This is a genomic window from Undibacterium sp. KW1 (assembly GCF_009937955.1).
GTDB lineage: Bacteria > Pseudomonadota > Gammaproteobacteria > Burkholderiales > Burkholderiaceae_D > Undibacterium.
Window position 1 is genome coordinate 10,884 of record NZ_AP018440.1, and the last position, 19,218, is coordinate 30,101.

The window sequence follows — 19,218 nt, forward strand, 5'->3', positions numbered from 1 at the left end:
CATATGCTAATGCGGAAAAGCCATAAGCAAGCCAGCAAACCGGGCCAGTTTCCGCCATGCCAACTGATATAGAGAAAAACGATGACCAATACACCTGCCATCTCTTTGAGCCAGCACCCGACTCTGGTTGACTGGATAGAACATCATGCACTGCACCAGCCCGATGCCGAAGCCCTATGCTTTATCGGCCAGCGCGCGGTAGGCACAGATATCAATGATGATGTGCGCCTGACTTATTCTGCCTTGTCAGAACGCGTAAAGTGTTGCGCCGCCAGCCTGCAGCAATGCACAAATCCGGGTGACAGTGCGCTGATCCTCTTTCCATCAGGCATAGATTATGTAGTCTCCTTGCTGGCCTGTTTTTATGCAGGAGTCACTGGTGTGCCAGTTAATTTACCGGGTGCTGCCAGAGTTAGACGCGTGCTGCCAAAGCTGGGCGACATTACACGTGATTGCAGGCCAACCCTGGTCATCAGCAACCAGCAAGTTACTGATGCAAGTGGCAGCGACCTGCAAGCTTTTGCCAATGAACATGGTTTGCGTTTGCTGCAACTGGAGGATTTACAGGAAGAAAGTTCCCAGATCTGGCAACGTCCGGCATTGAATGGCACGGCACTGGCCTTCCTGCAGTACACCTCAGGTTCGACTGGTCAGCCTAAAGGGGTAGTCAACCGTCACGGCCCCATGCTGCACAATCTAGAATTTTTGGGACGACTGACCGCAGTCAACACCCGTCCAGCCACTAATACAGTCATTGCCAGCTGGTTGCCACTGTTCCACGATCTGGGTTTGATCATGGGCATATTGCTGCCGCTTGCCTATGGGGGCCGGGCTGTCTATATGGCACCGATGGCCTTTGCTGCCGACCCTTTGCGCTGGTTGGAACTAGCAACGCGTGAGCGCGCCACTGCTCTACCATGCCCTTCATTCGCTTTGCGCCTGTGTGCTGATGAAGCTAAAACAGCGCCACACAGACTGGCTACCATCGACTTGGCATCTGTAACTTGCCTGATGCCTGCGGCCGAACCTGTATTGCCCACTCAGATAAAAAGCTTTTATGCCACATTTGCTGAGCAAGGCTTGCGCCGCACAGCCATCAAACCAGCTTATGGTCTGGCGGAAGCGACCTTACTGGTGACGGCTCATGTTGACGACCATGATCCATATTTCATTGATGTGGACAAAGCGAAACTGGAACGAGGGCAAGCTGTCGTCAGTCCAGCCCTCGAGGAAAACGCCGACACAGACATGCGACGCTATACCAGCAATGGCAATGATTTTGGTGGCCAGGATGTGCGCATCGTCAACCCCGAAACCCATGCGGCAATGGCTGAAGACCAGGTTGGAGAAATCTGGATCAATGGCCCCGCCGTTGCTGGCGGTTACTGGAACAAACCTGAACTGAATCGCGATATCTTTGGGGCATGCATAGCCAGCATCAGTATCAATGAAGAAGACAGCAAGCCCTACCTGCGTACTGGTGACATGGGCTTCATGCATGAGGGGCATTTATTTGTCACCGGCCGGCTCAAGGACATGCTGCTGTTTCGCGGACAGTGCCATTATCCGAACGATATAGAAGTCACCAGTGGCCGCAGTCATGAGGCCACAGTTCCGGAAAGCGGTGCGGCATTCTCAGTCACTCAGGGTGACGAACAAACAGAGCACCTGGTCATTGTGCAGGAGGTCACGAAGCGGGCTGATGTCGACTACCAGCAAATAATCAACACCATCCGCACAGCAGTAGCGGAAGAACATCAACTGAGCAGCCATGCAGTCGTATTGATACGCAAAGGCACTTTGCCGCGCACAACCAGTGGCAAGGTAAGGCGTGCTGCTGTGCGTCAGTCTTATCTTGATAGTAGCTTACCAGTCCTGCATCAACATGTGATAAAGGCTCATCAAGTATCAGAAACATCTGGTGACACAGGTTTGCTGGATAAGTTGCGCCCGCTGTCATTGGTGCAACGTCATCAGCACTTGCGCAACTGGCTGGCAAACGAAGCTGCTGCCATACTGGGTACGGTCACAGCAAGAACAATACATCCTGACACGAGCCTGTTCAATTATGGACTGGATTCTATGTCGGCAGCGCGCCTGGTCGCAAACGCGGCAAAATCCCTCGGCATAAAATTGCCTGACAACGTGATATTCGATCACCCCAGTCTGACTGAACTGGCAGTGCACCTGCAGACTGCCGTGATAAATCAGGCACGCTTGCCACTCGCTACCGATAACAAGTCTACTGTTTCTTCCGCTCCGGATATTGATACAGAAAAAGCATCTCACGCTTCGGTAGACAAAGAAGCCATCGCCGTCATTGGCATGGCATTTCGCCTGCCTGGCCAGGATGGGCAAGATGCCAACAGCGATGAAGCATTCTGGGAAATGCTGGAACAAGGCGGCTGTGCCATACGCCCTGCGCCGTCAGAACGTTTCCGCACCCGTGAAGATATACCCGGTTTCGGTGCTTACCTGAATCAGGTAGATCAGTTTGACGCCGCTTTTTTTGGCATGTCACCGCGTGAAGCAATGAACACAGATCCCCAGCAGCGCCTGCTACTTGAAGTGGCCTGGCATGCGCTGGAAGATGCAGGTCAGCGCCCTTCTGTCTTGCGCGGCAGCGACACTGGTGTGTTTGTTGGCATAGGTACAGGTGACTATGGTCACCTGCCTTTCATCAGTGGAGAACCATCGCACTTCGATGCTTATTGGGGCACAGGCACTTCGTTTGCTGCTGCCTGCGGCCGCCTGTCTTTTAGTTTTGGCTGGGAAGGTCCTTCCATGGCAGTAGATACTGCCTGCTCGGCTTCACATAGTGCCTTGCATCTGGCAGTACAAAGCTTGCGGGCGCGTGAATCTGGTTTATCACTCGCTGCTGGCGTTAAATTGCAGCTATTGCCTGAAGTTGATCTGGTATTGCACAAGGCGGGCATGCTGGCCCCTGATGGACGTTGCAAGACGCTGGATGCACGCGCCGACGGTTATGTGCGGGGCGAAGGATGTGTGGTGCTGGTACTGAAACGCTTGTCCGATGCACTTGCCGATGGTGATGCCATACGTGCCGTCATCCGCGACACGACGGTACGTCAGGACGGCGCAGGTAGCAGCCTGTCAGCACCGAATGGAGCTGCCCAGCAACGCCTGTTGACTCTGGCGCTTAAAAAGGCCGGACTGACACCCGCCGATATCGATTACATAGAATTGCATGGCACAGGCACCCGTCTGGGTGACCCGATTGAATATCAATCCGTCGCTGATGTTTTCCGCGGACGAGACCTTGACGACCCTTTATGGCTGGGGTCAGTCAAGACCAATATTGGTCACCTGGAAGCTGCCGCCGGTGCCGCAGGCCTGGTAAAGACCATACTCGCCATCGAACATGGAAAATTGCCACCTGCGGTTGAATTGCATGAAGTCAATCCATTGATTAACCTAGATCTGATTCCTGCGCGGGTGCCTGAACAAACTATCAACTGGCCCAAGCGCCAGGTTTTGCGGCGCGCGGAGTGACCTCATATGGTTTCGCCGGAACCATAGCCCATGTCTTGCTGGAACAGGCACCTTTGATGTCCAGCGCCAAACCATCAGAAAAAATCACTGCACCGCAACTTTTCCTGCTGTCAGCGCGCTCACCAGAATCATTGCGCATGCTGGCCTCCAGCTATGCAGGAAATTTGGCTGGCTATGACGACTTGCCTGCAATGGCCCGTGGAATGGCACGCCAGCGTGAACATCATGGCATGCGTGCCGCTGTGCTGGCATCCAACCGCGAAGAACTGGCTAACGGCTTGCAACAACTGGCAGCACCAGAATATACAGCGACAGAAGCAATGCGCAATCCAAGAATAGGCTTTCTGTTCACCGGTCAAGGCTCACAATATAGTGGCATGGCACGTGAACTGTATGCGCAGCAGCGTGATTTCCGTCAGGCGCTGGATGCTGTTGATGCAGCGCTCGCAACTGATCTGGGTATGTCAGTCATCACCCTGATGCATGATGATGCATACGACGTGCGCCTGCAACAAACCGCATTTGCTCAACCTGCGCTGTTTGCGCTTGGCTATGCCTTGGCGAAAATGTGGCAGGCTTTTGGCGTGCAGCCAAGTATCGTGCTCGGCCACTCCATAGGTGAATTCGCAGGCATGGTCATCGCCGGAGCACTGACACTGGAGCAGGCCGCGCGTCTGATCGTCAAGCGCGGCGTTTTGATGCAAGCACTACCTGCTGGTGGTGCCATGCTGGCGGCGCGGGCAACGCCAGAGCAGGCACTTGCCGTGCTGGCCGGATTGCATGCTGACTATGCCAGCGAGATTGCTATCGCAGCCTACAATGGCCCGCAGGACGTGGTGTTTTCTGGCTCTTCGGCAGCGATAGAAGCAGTACAAGCCTTGCTGACTGCGCAGCAACTACATGCCCGTTCCTTGCAGGTATCTCATGCCTTCCATTCTCCCTTGCTTGATCCCATGCTAGCTGCATGGGAAAGCGAGTGTGCCGCGCAAGAGATGCAAGCACCTCGCATTGCGGTCTGTTCCAGCCTCACAGGCGAATTGCTGACGCAGGCACCAGATGCAGCCTATTGGACAAATCACGCACGCCAGCCAGTACGCTTTGACCAGGCCTTGCAAAATGCCGTCAGCGCCTGCGACATTCTTTTGGAAATAGGGCCGAACGCGATTCTGAGTGCCGTGGCACAGCGTAATCAGGCTGTGCAGCAATGGCCGCATGCTGTCAATTGCCTGGCAAGCTTGCGCCGTAGTGGCAGTGATCTTGTCGCCATAGGCGATGCCTGCGTTGCACTGTATATCAGCGGACAGGATTTTGACTGGGACCATGTATTCTCTGGCAGCCTGCCATCTCCTCGTAGCTTGCCACGTTACCCGTTTGAACGCCAAAGCTATTGGCTAGATTATGACGATGATGCGCCACGTCTGCCGTTGCAACTGCAACCGCAGCCAGAGCGCGCCGCAGCAAAGCCAGTTGACCTATACGCCATACAGTGGGAACACTTCACACTGGCAAAAAATGAGACACACGCGCAGCGTTATTTCCTGCTAGGTGGCGATATTTCGCATACTGCCGCCTTTGCTGCCGAATTGGAAGCCAATGGTGCCACTACCTACTCATTGACGGCAGATGAATGGCCACTGGCAGCAGTACAGCTAGGTGACAGCGATGTCGTCATTTATCTTAATAGCTGGCATACACAGGCTGAGCACGTGACACTGGCTGATCAACAAGGCTGGCAGTTGACTGAATTTGTCAAGGTACTGCAACACCTTCAGAAGAAACCACGCATCCTGCTGCCAACCAATTCAGGACAGGCAATTGCAGGAACTTCAGGCAATCCTTTGCAAGCCTCGCTTTGGGGCGCAGCACGGGCGCTGGCACTTGAATATCCAGGTCCACGCTGGCTACTGGCGGACAGTGATGCTGGCCTGATGCCGTTCGCAGCTGCCGTACCAGCCCTGCTCCCCTTATTTGGCCATGAAGAAGCCGTAGCCTTGCGTAAAGGACTGTGGTTGCACCCGCGTCTTGAGCATGTCGCTGCACAATCGCCAAAAGTGGCACTGCCACCAGTGCTGAAACAGGATGGCATCTATCTTGTGGCCGGTGCCTACGGTGCACTGGGCCGTCATGCTACAGACTGGCTCGCAACCCGTGGCGCACGTCACCTGGTGTTGCTAGCACGCCGCGCTGCACCTTCGGGCTGGCAGGCACGACTGGCCTTATTGAAAGCCCAGGGCATACAGATTACTCATATTGATGCCGACGTGGCAGATGAAGATGACATGGAGCGAGTATTTGCCCACATCACTGGCATGGAGCAGGATAGCGGCTTCAGCCTTGCCGGTGTCTTCCATTGTGCAGGTACCAGCCGTTTCAATGACCTGGCCACGATCACGAATGAGGATTACCAGGCAGTCAGCCGCGCCAAGATACAAGGTGCATGGCTATTGCATGAACATACGTGTAAGCGTGCACTGGATTACTTTGTCTGCTTCACTTCCATTTCCGGCATCTGGGGTTCGCGCTTGCAAATTCCTTATGGCGCTGCCAATGCCTACCAGGATGCACTGGCGCGCATGCGTCACCACCAGGGCTTGCCTTCCCTGGCAATTGCCTGGGGCCCCTGGGGTGGCGGTGCTGGCATGTCGGAAGTGGATGAAGACTTGCTGCAATTATTGCGGGCAGCAGGCATAAGGAGGCTGGCACCCGCCCGTTATCTCGCCACGCTGGACGAACTATTAGGCGGCGAGCATGAAACAGATGACGGCACTTGCGTCGCCGTCGATGTCGACTGGCAACAATTTGTTCCCCTGTATGCGCTGTATAACCCGGCCAACACTTTCAAGCGTTGCCTGAGTGCCAGTCAGGCAAATGCAATCGCTGTTTCTGTAACGGCAGATACGCCCAGCGCCCTGCATGCGCTGGATGAACAGGCACGCCAGGCAGCTGCGCATGCCTTTGTGATTGCAGAACTTGCGCGCACCTTGCGCATTCCACCGGCACAACTGACACCAGATATTCAACTGCTAAAACTAGGTATGGATTCAATACTGGTCATGGATTTCTCTCGCCGTTGCGAAGCGAGTCTGGGTATCAAATGTGAACTGAAAGCCATTTTTGAACGCAATACGCCACAAGGCCTGACGGACTATTTAATCGAACAACTTGGCAAACAACTACCAGAGAGTCGTGGTCAGAAAGAAGCAGAACAAATCATTGCCGACCCCGCCAATGCAAACTCGCCTTTCCAGTTGACTGAATTGCAACACGCATATTGGATAGGTCGTCACAGCCACTATGGACTCGGTGGTGTGGCTTGTCATGCCTACCTGGAAGCTGACGCACCAAACGGGCTGGACCTGGACTTGCTGGAACGCTGCTGGAATATGCTTGTTGCCCGCCACAGTGCACTGCGTCTGGTCATTGCTGAAGATGGCCTACAACGAGTGCTGCCTACAGTACCTAGCTATGCCTTGCGGGTAGCTGATCTGACTGATGCCGATCAGAGCGCTGCTGATGCACATTGCACAGCATGGCGTGAAATCATGTCGCATCAAGTGATGGATGCGGCGAAATGGCCCCTGTTTGACCTCCGTGCTAGCCGACTTCCTGAAGGTAGCGTCAGATTGCACATTGGCATAGACATGCTGATCAACGATGCCACCAGCGGTCAGATCATCTGGGAAGAACTGGCGGCACTGTACCAGGCAAAAGGGGATATGCAACTTGCCGGTTTATTGCCATTTCAGATTTCCTTCCGTGATTATGTGCTGGCCAAATACGTACACAGTAGCGAGCGCCGTGCCGAGCGCGAATCTGCCAAAGCATTCTGGCTGGAACGCATCCCTGCCCTGCCACCAGCGCCACAACTGCCTTTGCGAACTGAGGCCTTGCGCCAGACCAGCCCGACATTTTCGCGCAGACAACAGCAACTGGCGGCACCACTATGGCAAAGCTTGCGCGACCAGGCCGCCCAGGCTGGTTGTACTCCAGCGTCATTGCTGATCGCAGTTTTTGCCGAAGTGCTGGCAGCCTGGAGTGCAGAACCGCAATTCACGCTTAACCTGACTATTTTTGACCGCCTTCCGTGGCATGCCGATGTGCCGCGTCTGCTTGGTGATTTTACGGCAGTTACCCTGCTGCCACTCGACTGCAGCGAGGCCTTGCCATTTGGCCAGCGCGCGGCTGCCGTCAATGGCACAGTGCTTGAACATTTGCAGCATCGGGCTTTCAGCGCCGTCGATGTCATGCGTGAATGGAACCGTGGCCGAGAACGGCAGGACGCGATTGCCATGCCTGTCGTTTTCACCAGTCAACTGGGCATGAATGACCCAACCAAGGGTGCTGCACCGGATAGTGCACTCGGCAACGTCGTCTATGGTATCAGCCAAACCCCGCAAGTCTGGCTGGATCATCAAGCATGTGAACTCAATGGCGCATTGATTTATAACTGGGATGCTGTCGATGCCCTGTTCCAGCCAGGCACACTGGATGCCATGTTCAATGCTTACCACGGCCTGCTAGAAAAACTGGCCACACAACCACTGGCATGGCAACAGGCGTTGCCTGCACTACTGCCACAAACACAGCAAGCGATACGCGCCCAAGTCAATGCCAGCACCGCCGCCATGCCTGAACGTTGCCTTGATCAGCTATTCTTTGAGCAGGCGCAACGCAGCCCGCAAGCCATAGCCATGATCGCCCATGAGCAACAATGGTCTTATGCAGAACTGGCAGACTGGTCCCTGCGTCTGACAAATGCCTTGTTGCGGCATGGCGCTACACGCAGCGACCGTATTGCCATCGTCATGCGCAAGGGGCCAGAACAGATAGCTGCCTGCCTGGGTATCCTGGCTTCTGCCTGCGTATATGTGCCGGTGGACGCAGATGTGCCCGCCGCACGCTTGCAGGCAATACTTGATGGTAGCCATATAAAACTGGTAGTGACACAGGCAGATTGCCTGCCCATCGTGCAGGAAATGTGTGCCGGACGCGAAGTGACAGTGCTTGATGCCGGCCAGGTTGCGACTCAAGCCTGGCCCGCCAGCTTCCCGCACATTGAACGTGCAGTGACAGACCATGCTTATGTCATCTACACCTCGGGTTCAACAGGCATCCCCAAAGGGGTATTGATTGATCATCGTGGAGCTGTGAATACTGTGCTGGATATCAACCGCCGTTTTGATATCAGCAATACTGACCGGGTGCTGGGACTGTCTTCGTTGTATTTCGATTTGTCCGTGTATGACCTGTTCGGTATTTTTGCTACCGGTGCAGCACTGGTGTTGCCAGCAGCAAGTGGCACACGCGACCCAGCGCATTGGCTGGATTTGCTGTTGCGTCATCGTGTCACCATCTGGAATTCGGTCCCTGCCCTGCTTGAACTCTTGCTTGAAGAAGCGGAAGCTGCCGGTGCATCACTGGCTGGTTTGCACCAGGTATTCTTGAGCGGTGACTGGATTGCACTGGGACTGCCCGCACGGCTGCGCTCCCAGGCACCACAGGCAAGACTGGTGGCAATGGGCGGTGCAACCGAGGCATCGATCTGGTCCAACTGGTTTATCGTGCCAAATGTCTTGCCGGCGCAATGGCACTCTATTCCCTATGGCTATCCTCTGGCCAACCAGCATTATCGTGTATTGGATACACGTCTGCGCGATTGCCCAGACCATGTCAGCGGCGACTTGTATATAGGCGGCACAGGCCTGGCTGTGGCTTATGAAAATGATGCTGCCAAGACCGCTGCCAGTTTTATCACCCACCCTGTAGATGGTGAACGCCTGTACCGCACTGGCGACCTGGCGCGTTACTGGGGCGATGGTACGCTGGAATTTTTGGGAAGGCGCGACTTCCAAGTCAAAATCGCGGGCAACCGCATAGAGTTGGGTGAAATTGAAAGCGCGCTCTTGAGTCACCCCGGTGTACGTGAGGCAGTTGCCGATGCTGTCGGCCCGGCACGTGGCAACAAGCGTCTGGCCGCATGGGTCGTGCCAAACACCACCGATACTAGTCTGTACGATGCATTTTCTGGCAACCCTGTCTTGCACAGTGAACGCTGGAATGCCGTTGAACATATTAGTCGTCAAACTTTTGCCCAAACATCTAATCCGCGACAAACCGAGAGACTGGAGCAGTTCTGGAGCCTGATGGACCATATAGGTCAATGTATGATGCGCGATACCTTGCTGGCAGCCGGCGCAACTTCTAGCGACAAGGAGGACTTACTGCAGATGCTGGCACCGGCACCAGACTTGGTCGTGCTGGCACAACGCTGGTTAAACACCCTCGATCTTAATACGCAGTATGACAGCGAAGCTGCCTGGAATACCCTGGTTCCAGAAGCACTGGACTTCGGTTTATCACGCGCTGTCCTGCAACGTCTGCGGTCAGGAGCAAGTCAAAGGTTGGAAGTGTTGCGCGGCCAGGCCAGTGCACTGGAAGTGTTTTATGGTGCTGATGACACTCTGGCCCCAGAACAAATGACACGCATGAACCCTTTGTCCGGTCTTTGCACAGTTGCACTGGCGGCTGCCATACGCAGTGTGGCCCAGCTTCTGGGGCGACCTTTGCGCATACTGGAAATTGGCGCGCGCAGTGGTGCATCAGCACGTGATTTGCTTGCGCAGCTAAGTGATTGCACGATTGACTATACGCTGACTGACCCCGCGCGCAGCCTGGTTGAGCAGGCTGAACAGGCGTTTGCCGCACAAGCCGCCAGTCCCTTGCACACTATCCACTGTCGCGTATTTGAACATGAACGGGCAGCGGCGACACAGGGTATGCCGGAATATGAATTCGATCTGCTGATTGCATTCAATGCCTTGCACCGTAGCCGCAATATCCCTGTCTTGCTGCGTCGTCTGCGCAGGCTGCTAAATGCAGGTGGCATGTTGATGGCACCAGAAATCACCCGTAATAGCGATTTCCAACTGGCAACGGTCGCCTTGCTCGAAGGTGGCTATACCCAGTTTGAAGACCGTAGGAAGCTAAACGGCAATGCACTTTTGCCAGAAAATGCGTGGCTGGATGAATTGGTGCAAGCAGGCTTTGCCGCCGGCGCTGCATCCGGCACATACAGCAATGCTGGCATGCACTTGCTTGCAGCGCGGCAAACCGATACGGTGTTGCGCTTTGCCCCGCGTCGTCTGGTAGAACATCTGGCGACCTTGTTACCTACATATATGGTGCCGCAAACTATTCTTGAGCTGGATGCCTTGCCATTGTCTGCTACGGGAAAAGTCATGCGCCAGCAATTGCCACGGCCTGAAATGGGGGTAACCCGCCGCACTATTCGTCAAACTGGCAATGATGCAATGCCGCCTGCAAACGACTTGGTCAGGATATGGCAAGAATTGCTGGGTGTTGCAGACCTCCATGGTGACGATGACTTTTTCGACCTGGGCGGCGATAGCCTTATCGCGGTACGCTTGATAGAAAGAGTCCGCCATGGCATGAATGCGCATGTAGCCTTGTCAGACCTGTTCGATGCCTCCAGTCTGTCGGCATTTGCTGAAAGAGTCGCAAAGGCAGCCCCGTATGAAGACAGCTTGCCACCGTTACTACCTGATGCAGCTGCACGCTATGCGCCCTTCCCGTTGACTGATGTACAGCAAGCCTACTGGATAGGACGTGATGAAAGTTTCGAGCTAGGCGGCGTCTCCACGCATCTATATGCCGAAATTGAAGTTGCAGACCTTGGTTTGGCTGATCTGGAACGAGGTTGGCAGCAGGTAGTGGCACGGCATGACATGTTGCGCGCAGTCATCAATGTCGATGGCATGCAACAAGTGCTGCAGAATTTGCCAGCTTACCGCCTTGCCAGCCATGATTTGCGTGCTGCCAGTGCCGCTGAAGTATCCGAGTGGCTGGAAATCACCCGCCTGGAACTGTCGCATGAAGTATTCGACACAGCACGCTGGCCCTTGTTTACCGTGCGCGCCGCGCAAATGACAGGCACCCGCGTGCGCTTGTTCGTTAGCCTCGACAATCTGGTATGTGATGGACGCTCCATGCGTACTCTGCTGGCAGAATGGTCGCAATTCGCCCGCGATCCTCATTTACAATTGCCACCACTGACAGCGAGTTTCCGCGATTATGTCATGCTGAGCCAGCAAATTGAATTGTTGCCGTCTTACCAGCGTTCATTGGCGTATTGGCATGACAAGCTTAGTACACTGGCACCTGCTCCGGCTTTGCCGTTGACGCAATATGCGCCGGAAGATGTGTCGCCGCCTCACTTCACCCGCCGTGAAGCGAGTCTGACGCCGCAAGACACGCAAGCCTTGCAGGCCCAGGCGGCAGCGCATGGCGTCACTGTCAATGCAGTATTGTTGGCCGCTTATGGCGAAGTGCTTGCCAACTGGTCTGCTATACCGCGCTTTACCCTGAACCTGACTCTTTTCAACCGTCCACCTGTGCATGAAGAAATCGATGCACTCGTCGGTGATTTCACTTCACTCGTGCTGCTGGGCTTTGATGCTACTGTAACTGCCAATTTTGCTGAAAGGGCGTTTTCCATTCAGCGCCAGATCTGGGCTGATCTGGAACACATGCAGGTATCGGCAGTCCGAGTATTGCGCGAAGCTGCACGCCGCAACCGGCGCCTGAACCAAGTTGCCATGCCCGTGGTGTTTACCAGTGGTCTCGGCGTTGCCAATGATGGCGCGGCAGAACTTGACTGGTTGGGTGAATTTGTCTATGGCATCAGCCAAACGCCACAGGTATGGATAGACCAGCAAGTCGTTGAGCGCGATGGTTCCATGGTATTCAACTGGGACTCGGTCGATGCACTATTCCCAGAAGGTTTGGTCGATGAGATGTTCCTGGCATATCACGGCTTGCTATTGAATCTGGCACAGAACAGTGATGCATGGCAAAACATAGTCGTCATGCCAGAGAATCGCTGGCATGCATCAGCTTCAGAAGTCTTCAGCGACATTTCAACGGAAGCGCTGCCAGATGACAGCCCTGTCATCGACGACAAATTGTTGCGCACGGTTAGCAGCCGTCTTGCTGCACTGCTCGGCCATGATGAGCTTGCGCCACAGACCAATTTCTTTGAGTTGGGGGCAACCTCGCTGGACCTGATACGACTGCGCCAGCAATTGCAGGCGGATACCGGACGGGTACTCAGCATCACCGAAGTGTTCCAGCACACCAGCATCGCCGCCCTTGCCGCCCATTTACGTAGTCGTGATCAGTCACTGGTGACGGAAGATATCTCCAATATTGAGAGCGGACAAGCCCGTAAGCGCCAGCGTCTGGACAATGACCGCCGCCGTAGGCGTGGTCAGCAATCCAAAGCCTGATTATTAAAAAAATCGCAAAAAGATAGAGAATCGAAGTTAAGGATACTTATGAATACAAACGGTCAAATCAATTCAACGACAATTCCAAACTATGGTGACAGCATGCCCGTCGCCATCATCGGTGCTGGCTGCCGCATGCCACGGGCAGATGATATTTTTGAATATTGGCGCAGACTGGCAGATGGTGAAGAACTCATCGACTTTTTCGATGCCGAACAATTGGCTGCCGCCGGTGTTGACCCTGCCCTGCTGCAACGCCCCGCGTATGTGCCAGCCGCAGCGGTGGTGGCACATGCAGACCGTTTTGATTGGGGCTTCTTCGGCTATTCACGCCATGAAGCTGAATCCATAGACCCACAGCAAAGACTCTTCCTGATGTGCGCATGGGAAGCATTGGAAATGGCAGGATATGCGCCCGATGCGCTTGCAGCCAAAGGCGACGAGTTAAAGATAGGTGTGATCGGTGCATGCAAAATGAGCAGCTACCCAGCAGCTTCTTTCGACAAAATGGAAGAAATCGCCTCACCATCCACTTTCGCCCGCCTGTTAGGCAACGACAAGGATTATCTTGCCACCCGCGTATCCTACAAGCTTGGGTTGACTGGCCCCAGCATGACGGTGCAGACCGCTTGTTCTAGTTCGTTGGTGGCGATACATGTGGCTTGCGAACAGATTGCCAGCGGTGAATGCGATATGGTCTTGGCGGGCGGTGCTGGTATAGGTTTTCCGCAAGAGTCTGGCTATGTACACCGAGAAGGCATGATTTTTTCCAAGGATGGTCATTGCCGCCCGTTTGACGCAGAAGCAGGTGGCACCACGATAGGCAATGGCGTCGCCGTGGTTTTATTGAAATCACTGGAGCGCGCTCTTGCTGACGGTGACCCGATACTGGCCATTGTCCGTGGTTCTGCTGTCAATAATGATGGCGCTGGCAAGGCAGGCTATACCGCACCATCTCCAGAAGGCCAGTCACGCGTCATCAACGAAGCCCTGGTCATGGCAGAGGTAGACCCAGCCAGCATAGGCCTAGTCGAAGCTCATGGCACGGCCACTCCTCTAGGCGACCCTATAGAAGTGGAAGCACTGACCCGTGCCTGGCGCAAACATACCAATGCCAGCCAATATTGCGCCCTGGGTTCAGTCAAATCCAATCTGGGCCATCTGGACACAGCAGCAGGTGTCGCCAGTTTCGTCAAGGCTGCGATGGCCTTGCATTTTGGTCAGGTGCCACCCAGCCTGCACTACGAACAGGCAAATCCTGCTATTGATTTTGAGAACAGCCCTTTCTTCGTCCCGCAAATGCTCTTACCCTGGCCCCTGGATCACGGTCCGCGCAGGGCCGCTGTCAGTGCCTTTGCAATAGGTGGCACGAATTGCCACGCAATACTGGAACAAGCCCCAGCTCGTGCCACATTGACGCCTGCAAATGGAGCGCCAGTGTTCTTGCTGCTCAGCGCACGCAGTGAAGCTGCCTTGAAAACACTGGCACAGCGCCATGCATGGCGTCTGTGTGAATGGACTGCCGACCAGTCGCTGGCGGATTATTGTGCTACCAGTGTCCATCATCGCAGCGTCTATCCATATCGCCTGGCACTGCTGGCCAATGATGCCGACAGCCTCATCAATTTGCTGTATGCCTTCATCGACGGCGACGATACAAAAACCAGAAAACTTCAAAACCACCGGATCCATGCCTGGATCGCCAATGCGCTGCAATCAGATAATGATGGGCAGGCCCTGCTTGATTTTGTTGCTACGCAGGCTAGTGCTGAACACCCATCCTGGGAACAGCATCTTGTTTGCTCCATACGCCCAGTTGCACGTGCCCTGTTGCCAACTTGTCCTTTTGAAGGTGAGCGTTGCTGGTACACCAAACCTGGCCCCAGTCCGGTAGCAATAGGCAAGGACGATCATACGACATGGCAAGCCATGCGCAATGCAGGTCATCAATGCGCGGCAGTATTGGCCGCTGATCTGGATTTGTCAGGCCTGCCACGTGAAAACGAAGGTGTTGACGCCCTGCATGCCGCTTATGTCGGCCAGGCATTTGCGACACTGGGCATATTTAATAACAATGATGACTGGATGGACGTAGAAGCTTGCCTGCAAGCCGCGGGGGCACCAATCCGCTTCCATCAGTTGTTTGCACGTCTGTTGCGCGATCTTGCTGATGCTGATCTGCTGGAAAGGCGTGGTGAAGGCGGACAGTTCAGTTATCGCCATCTGCGCACAGACTGGCCAGATCCAAGTTCCTGGCTGGTGCTGATGCGTGAACTGGGTTATCAGCAACTGGCTGATCTGGTTGAGCGTACAGGCCCGCGTCTGGCAGATATGCTGACTGAAAAAGTGGACGCAGTCAGTATCGTTTTCCCAGGTGCTGCCACTGACGATGTTGAGCATATGTATCAGGACCAACCATATTCTGTTTACCTGAACAGTATCGCCGCAGCTACTGTCGCGGGCTTGGCGAAAGCACATGGACGGCCGCTGCGCATACTGGAAGTGGGTGGCGGCACTGGTGGCACGACGCGCGACATACTTGCGCAATTGCCTCCTGGCGCTTGCGAGTTGTATACTTTTACTGATCTAGGACCACTATTCCTGCAAAAGGCACGCAAGAAATTTGCAGCATATCCATTCATGCAGTACCAGAGTTTTGACATGAATGGCCCAGCTATTACACAAGGTTTGAAAGCTGGCAGTTATGACCTGATCGTAGCGGCCAATGTATTGCACAATGCACCTGATCTGCGAGTCATGCTGGCCAACCTGGCTACTGTACTGGCTCCGGATGGCGTGCTGATGATGCGCGAAATAACCACACCAAAAAAACTGTTCGACTTTGTCTTTGGTCCTTTGGTTCCTGCGTTATCCGACAGTGAGCAACGTGATGGCGAATTGTTTGCCAGTCGCCAGCGTTGGCAGCAGGCACTGACAGATGCCGGTTTCGTACAGACCGATGCCATGCCTGCGGAAGACTTACCCACTTATGCATTGGGTGAACAGATATTGCTAGCCCGTTGGCAGGGCATAGCCAAGGATAACTCGGCGACAAATACTGCCGTCCCTAATCCAAATATCGACTATTTGCTGACAATACCAGAACCAGCTATCGGTAAAGTCATGGCAGCCATATTGGCCTGGTTGCCGCTAACTAGCAGACGCCAGTTGAAAAACTTGCGCTGGCATCTGGATATCAGCAATGCCCCCTCTCCTTTGCAATTGGCATTGCACTATAGTGGCGAGAGCTTGCATGCCACGGTAGCAGATACACGTGGCATGCAGCAAACTTTGTTGACTGCCGCTGTGTCAAGTCCTCGCACATTGCGCAGGTATGACAGTCAGACCGCTGGGGGAATGCATTTAGATCCGTCCAACCAGACATTGTTTGACCGCGTCATTGATGCTTTGAGCGACGATGCATCCCTGTTTGCTGGCATGGACAGCCTGTATTGGTCCACATCTACCGAAAATCTACAAAGCCTGCGCCTGCATATCATCGAACATGGCTCTGTTGTGACTGACACCACAGGCCAGGTGCAGCTTGATCTGCGTGGAGTAAATCTATTGCGCCGTCCTGCTTCCCTGCCGTCTTTGTGGTGTAACGAAGGCGATGCCGAATTGTTTAGCTGGCAATGGCACCAGGTAACTGTGACCAATCAGTCCTTACCATTGCCACGACGTGTGCTGTACATCAGCGATGACAATCAATCTGAATTCAGTCATTTACTCAGTAATGCTGATGTTGCTTGCAGCCTGTTACCTGTAGCTGAGCTTATGGATAAAGAAGCACTGAATACACTTCTGAGTTCAGATACTGCGTTTGATGCGGTAGTGTACAAACCCGCCCCGGTGAAAAGTCTCGATAATGCTACATCGCTCTTTGAGGCCATGGGTGTAACACCACTGTTGAATCTGATGTCGACATTGGCAAAATTGCCAGCGGTGCCAACCCTACTCCTCCTCAACCCGCAAGCCTATGCAATCACAGAGACAGAGTTTTGTGTTGCTTGGCCATCCGCAGGCACGAGCGGAATACTGGCAGTAGCACGTCAGGAAATGCCAACTCTGCATTGCACGCAACTCGATGCAGCAGATGCCAGCGCCGAGGAACAAGTGCAAGTGATCTTGCAATTGCTGAGGGATACCCAATTAAAACATGCACCTGTAGTCGCTGTTCGGGATGGAGTTATATATCGTCAGGAACTGACACCTGCAACCCTACCTGCTGCGACACCCCTGCCCCAAGGTCGTCATGTCCTCATCGGTGGTTTATGCGAGTTGGGGCTGGAACTGGCCCACTGGCTGGTTGCCAAGGGCGCTCTTGACCTCGTCTGGCTGACACGTCGCGCACCTGACATCAAAGAAAGGCAGGCGCTGGATATGCTGCGGAGCCAAGGTGTCGCTATTCACATCGACGCCCATGCCGATGTCACCGACGCCAAAGCGATTACAGCAGCACTGCGACGACTGGCAGATGGTCCACCATTAGGCATCGTGTTCCACCTTGCAGGCGTACTCAATGATGCACCACTGAGCGCGGTAAAAGCTCAAGACTGGGAGTCCAGCTTGTCTACCAAGTTGCGTGCTGCCTTGCGTCTGCATGCACTTGAAGCACAATTGCAACCCGCCCTGACAGTCTACTTTTCTTCCGCAGCCAGTGCGTTTGGCCCGACAGGACAAGGTGCCCATGCACTGGCCAATGCCACACTGGAAGCCCTGGCAGAGCATCGCAACCGTGCTGGCAACGACACCGTTGCACTGGCCTGGGGTTTCTGGCGTGAAATAGAGAGCGATAAACGCCAAGGCCTGGCAGCTTATCTGGCCGAACGCGGCATGCTGGGCATGTCCAATGCCCAGGGCTGGGCCTTGTTGACCAGTGCCATAAGTGGCAATGCCTCCGTTTACCTAGCCTGCAATGTCGATTGGAAACGCTTTGCAGCACAAGCGACTTCTGTGCAGCAAGCACGTTTTGGCGCTTGCTGGAATACTGCCTCATCTACTGCAATTACGTCGAAACCGGTATTGGCAGAACAGTCAGCTATGCCCCTGCTACATCAATTGCGCCAGCATATCGCTGGCGTGCTTGGTTGCCCTATTGATCAAGTGAATGAAGACAGCAAACTGGTGCAAATAGGATTGGACTCATTGCTGATGCTGGACCTGACCGAACAACTGAAACAAAAATATGGGTTGACCGTTTCAGCGGAAACCCTATTCAAGGCCGATACCCCCAAAACACTGGCTACAGCATTGCAACTGCAAATGGATGGCCAAGCCGATCCATTAGCGACCTTACTGCAAGCAGAAGCCGCCTTAGCTTTGCCGGCAGCCCAGCAGTATTTGCGCAGACGCCTGAGCAGCCTGTTGCAATGTAGTGAAGCGGACATGGATGCAAATACCAAATTGGTCGAGATGGGATTGGACTCTTTGTTGTTTTTGGAGTTGAGCGAAACCATACAGCAGGAACTAGGCTTCAAACTGTCTGCCGAAGTGGCATTCCAGGGCGGCAGCATAGCAGCCTTGGCAAAAATACTGGTGCATGCACTCCATCCCAATCTGGATACAGCAAGCAAAGACCCTGCAATATCAGGATTGCGCCAGGCTTTGATGGAACTGGAGCAGCGTGAAGGCGGCTGGTTGGCAAGCAACGGTGATGTACTACCGCGACCAGGTAACAAGCAGCAAACACTGACAGGCTTGCGCAAACTACGCTGGCAACTACGTAACAGAGATCTTCCACAGCAGTTGTATGTGGAATTCGATAAGACAGGCAATTTTGATCTGGCAGGTTTTGAACGTGCATGGCAGTTGCTACTGGACCGCCACGCTGCACTACGAACGACTGTAGATGCCCAGGCAAATCTGCATGTCATGGAAAAAGCACCGCATTACGAGGTGCAGACATATGACTTTCATGGACTGGCATCTCAACAAAGAGATGTAGCATTAGCAGTCCTTCGTGAAGAGATGACAAATGCAGTCAGCGATCTCGCGGTTTGGCCGCATTTCGACTGGCGCGCTAGCATAATTAATCTGGAAAATAAGGATATCCTGCGCATACATTTACGCATAGATACCACGCTGACAGACATAGAAAGCTTCCGCATCATGCTGCGCGAACTGCATTTGTGGGTCCTTGATCCGCAGCGACGCCTGCCTGCGCTACAATTCAGCGCCAGTGATTATTATGCATGTGAACAAGCCCTGGCTACGACCACGGTTCATGCAAAACAGCTGGCGACATATGGCAAGCTGCTTTCTCAACTACCACGCGCGCCATCACTAGTAAAAGCTGGCGCAAATGAGCTATCTGGCAACCAGATAGCAGTATGGCGTGAAGCCCTGCCCGCGCCAGTTGGCTAGCATTAAAGGCAACTGGCGCGAAAGCGGGTCTAAC

At 54.2% G+C, this 19,218-nt stretch carries 3 protein-coding genes; all 3 read left to right on the forward strand.

The genetic code is table 11. The features are described 5' to 3' along the window. Nucleotides 1-81: 81 nt before the first annotated feature. The 3 genes from UNDKW_RS30770 to UNDKW_RS29620 are packed head-to-tail and all read left to right on the forward strand — an operon-like array spanning nucleotide 82 to nucleotide 19,184. A complete protein-coding gene (locus tag UNDKW_RS30770; RefSeq protein WP_232063485.1) occupies nucleotides 82-3,513 on the forward strand; it encodes a beta-ketoacyl synthase N-terminal-like domain-containing protein in 3,432 nt (1,143 codons plus the stop codon). After that, nucleotides 3,510-12,818, forward strand: a complete 9,309-nt coding sequence (locus tag UNDKW_RS29615; RefSeq protein WP_232063486.1) for a non-ribosomal peptide synthetase — start codon at nucleotides 3,510-3,512, stop codon at nucleotides 12,816-12,818. Before UNDKW_RS30770 ends, UNDKW_RS29615 begins: the two co-directional genes overlap by 4 nt. A 48-nt stretch (nucleotides 12,819-12,866) precedes the next feature. Then, on the forward strand, nucleotides 12,867-19,184 hold the full coding sequence (locus UNDKW_RS29620) for a beta-ketoacyl synthase N-terminal-like domain-containing protein (RefSeq protein WP_162062171.1): 6,318 nt from the start codon (nucleotides 12,867-12,869) through the stop codon (nucleotides 19,182-19,184). The last annotated feature ends 34 nt before the right edge of the window (nucleotides 19,185-19,218 follow it).